The organism is Streptomyces phyllanthi (assembly GCF_009377205.1).
GTDB classification, from domain to species: Bacteria; Actinomycetota; Actinomycetes; order Streptomycetales; family Streptomycetaceae; genus Streptomyces; species Streptomyces phyllanthi.
Genome location: NZ_VJZE01000920.1, coordinates 1 through 1,241, shown reverse-complemented (window position 1 = coordinate 1,241; position 1,241 = coordinate 1). Strand labels below are relative to the sequence as shown.

General features: G+C 75.7%; 3 protein-coding genes. All 3 read right to left on the bottom strand.

Annotated features, from left to right (window positions below; all coding sequences use genetic code 11):
• Positions 1–33: 33 nt before the first annotated feature.
• The gene (locus tag FNH04_RS46140; RefSeq protein WP_152792170.1) at positions 34–456 is read right to left on the bottom strand and encodes a TadE family type IV pilus minor pilin; all 423 of its coding nucleotides are present in this window, start codon (positions 454–456) and stop codon (positions 34–36) included.
• Positions 443–670 carry a DUF4244 domain-containing protein gene (locus tag FNH04_RS46135; protein WP_152792169.1) on the bottom strand — a complete coding sequence of 76 codons (228 nt, stop codon included), beginning with the start codon at positions 668–670 and terminating at the stop codon, positions 443–445. The genes FNH04_RS46140 and FNH04_RS46135 overlap by 14 nt, the downstream gene beginning before the upstream one ends.
• A 76-nt stretch (positions 671–746) precedes the next feature.
• A partial coding sequence (locus tag FNH04_RS46130) for a type II secretion system F family protein (protein WP_194237068.1) occupies positions 747–1,241 on the bottom strand: 495 nt, incomplete at its 5' end.

Below are 1,241 nucleotides of genomic sequence, written 5' to 3'. Positions count from 1 at the left end.
CCCCACGCGGTCCGGCTTCCCCCACCGCCCGCTTCACCCGCTCACCCCCACCGTCTCCTCCGACAACGCCACGGCCTCATGGCTCAGGTCGAGGCCCAGGGAGTCAGGCCCCGGCGGGTCGGCCGCGACCACCACGCGCATGAGGTCCCCCTCACGGCTCACCGTCACCCTCGCCCCGTGCGGCGCCACGCGGCGGGCCATCGCCTCGACCGCTTCCCGCGGGTCCTGGCGCGCCGCCGCCCGGGCGCCCGCCCTGGCCGCGTCCACGCACTGGATCTGGGCACACGCGGCGAGCAGCGCCCACACCAGGGCCGTGGCGAAGAGCACGAGGACCGGCAGGGCGACCGCGGCCTCGGCGGTCACGAAGCCACCGTCACGACTCCGCGAGACCGACCGCCGGAGCGTCCCCCGATCACCACCCGGTGGGCGCAGGACCCACGGCTCACGCCCCGCCATCGAGCGCCCGCTTCACGATGTCCTGCAACGCGGCCTGCACCGGCCCGCTGGTCACCACCTTGTAGAGCACCGCGGCGAAGGCCACCGCGGCGATGATGCCCACCGCGTACTCGGAGGTGACCATCCCCGCGTCCCCGCGCGCCGTGCGCACCCTGCGCACCAGGGCGCGCATCCGTCCTCGTACCGCCTCTACCGCCCGTACTGCCGTGTTCATCTCAACCCCCGTAGGAATCCGTTCCGTTCACCACACGTGCTGTCCGCCGTGTGTGCTTGTCGTGCGCTTCAGCCGCTCATCCGCCGCCTCCTCCCAGCAGCCCGTCCGCGAGCCCGATCACGACCGGCAGGACGCCGACGGCGATGAACGCGGGCAAGAAGCACAGCCCCACCGGAGCGGTGACCATGACGGCGGCACGGCGCGCCCGTTCCGTCGCGGCACGTCCCCGGGTGGCGCGGGCCTCGGCCGCCAGCCGGGCGACGGGGGCAGCGGCCGGAACACCGGACTCGTCCGCCCGTTCCAGAAGCCGTGCCAGCGGCCCCGCACCGGGCAGCGAGCCCAACGCCCGCCATGCCTCGGCCGGTTCACCCCCGAGCCGTGCCTCCGCCGCACCCCGCGCCAGCCGCTCCCCGACGGGCCCTCCCAGGGCTTCACCCACGGCCCGCGCGGCCACGACCGGCCCGGCTCCCGCGGTGATGCAGGCGGCCACCAGGTCGGCGGCGAGCGGAAGCTGACGCGCCACGTGGGCCGGGTCGTACTCCCGGTCCACCGCCCCACGCCCGCTCTCCAC